A 2,074-nucleotide genomic window follows, 5' to 3' on the forward strand; every position below is an offset into this window, starting at 1 on the left:
TGGCGGACGAACGGACACGCTCTGCCAAGCCAACTTGCAGCCATGATCATGTTGGATTGTTCTTCTTCATTATCTGGCGATGTATTTTCCAGGCGAGTGAACAAGTCATCCATATGCTTTTCAAACAAGTTATTTTTATTGGCATTGGAGTCTAGAGCCAACCTGGCACAGCATACCATTACTCCCCAGAGAGACATCGATATCTCTTGCTGAGAAAACTGAGGGTTCTCACTGATTCGATAGACAAGCGACTCGAACGTAGAGGTAATCACGTTCAGCTCAAGGAGTTCACCCAGCTTCGCCATGGCCCACAGCAGGATGGCAATACCCTGGGCACTAAATTGGTCTTTCTGTGCGTTCACGTGGGGCAACAGTGCGGCCACGGCTTCTTTGAGCCCTGGTGTCTGCTCATGCCCGTTGTCCACCAGTTTCGCCATGGTCCACAGCAGGTTGGCGATACCCTGGGCATTAAATTGTTTTTTCTGTGTGTTCACGTGGGGCAACAGTGCGGCCACGGCCTCTTTGAGCCCTGGTGTCTGCTCATGCCCGTTGTCCACCAGTTTCGCCATGGCCCACAGCAGGTTGGCGATTTCCTGGGCATTAAATTGGTTTTTCTGTGTGTTCACGTGGGGCAACAGTGCGGCCACGGCCTCTTTGAGTCCTGGTGTCCACTCCTGCCCGTTGTCCACCAGTTTCGCCATGGCCCACAGCAGGTTGGCGATTTCCTGGGCATTAAATTGGTTTTTCTGTGCGTTCACGCGGGGCAACAGCGCGGCCACGGCTTCTTTGAGCTCTGGTGTTCGCTCCTGGCCGCTATCAATCAATTTTGCCATGGCCCACAGCAGGTTGGCGATTTCCTGGGCATTAAATTGGTTTTTCTGTGCGTTCACGCGGGGCAACAGCGCGGCCACGGCTTCTTTGAACTCTGGTGTCCGCTCCTGGCCGCTATCAACCAATTTTGCCATGGCCCACAGCAGGTTGGCGATATGCTGAGGAATAAATTGGTCTTTCTGTGCGTTCACGTGGGGCAGCAACGCGGCCACGGCCTCTTTGAACCCTGGTGTCTGCTGCACCCCGTTGTACAAAAGTTTTGCCATGGCCCACAGCAGGTTGGCAATGCCCTGGGGATTAAGTCGGTTTTTCTGTGCCTTCAGGAGGGGCAACAAGGCAGCCACGGCCTCTTTTAGCCCTGGTGTCGGCTTCAGCCCGTTGTCCACCAGTTTCGCCATGGCCCATAGCAGGTTGGCAATGCCCTGGGCATTAAGTTGGTTTTTCTGTGCGTTCACGAGGGGCAACAGGGCAGCCACGGCCTCGTTGAGCTCTGGTGTCTGTTCCTGCCCATTGTCCACCAGTTTCGCCATGGCCCATAGCAGGTTGGCAATGCCCTGGGCATTAAGTTGGTTTTTCTGTGTGTTCACGAGGGGCAACAGGGCAGCCACGGCCTCGTTGAGCTCTGGTGTCTGTTCCTGCCCATTGTCCACCAGTTTCGCCATAGCCCACAGCAGGTTGGTGATATGCTGAATAATAAATTGGTCTTTCTGTGCACTCACGTGGGGCAACAGGGCGACCACAGCCTCGTTGAGCCCTGGTGTCTGCTTCTGCCAGTTGTCCGCCAGTTTCGCCATGGCCCACAGCAGGTTGGCAATGCCCTGGGCATTAAGTTGGTTTTTCTGTGTGTTCACGAAGGGCAACAGCGCGACAACGGCATCGTTGAACTCTGTTGTCCGCTCCAGCCCGTTGTCCACCAGTTTCGCCATGGCCCATAGCAGGTTGGCGATACCCTGGGCATTAAATTGGTCTTCCTGTGCGTTCACGTGGGGCAACAGCGCGGCTACGGCCTCTTTGAGCCCCGGAGTGAGTTCCTGCCCGTTGTCTACCATTTTCGCCATGGCCCACAGCAGGTTGATGATACCCTGAGGAATAAATTGGTCTTTCTGTACGTTTACATGGGGCAACAACAAGACCACAGCCTCTTTGAACTCTGCTGTGCGCTCCAGCCCGTTGTCCACCAGTTTCGCCATGGCCCACAGCAGGTTGGCAATATGCTGAGGAATAAATTGGTCTTTCTGTGCGT

Annotated in this window: 1 protein-coding gene; it reads right to left on the reverse strand. The window is 54.7% G+C overall.

Going from position 1 to position 2,074, the window contains the following annotated elements:
* Window positions 1-2,074: DUF1601 domain-containing protein (locus J7438_RS25215; RefSeq protein WP_209278801.1), on the reverse strand; the 2,074-nt coding region annotated here is incomplete at both ends.

Origin of the sequence: Thalassotalea sp. G20_0 (genome assembly GCF_017744175.1) — a bacterium.
Lineage (GTDB): Bacteria > Pseudomonadota > Gammaproteobacteria > Pseudomonadales > Endozoicomonadaceae > Endozoicomonas.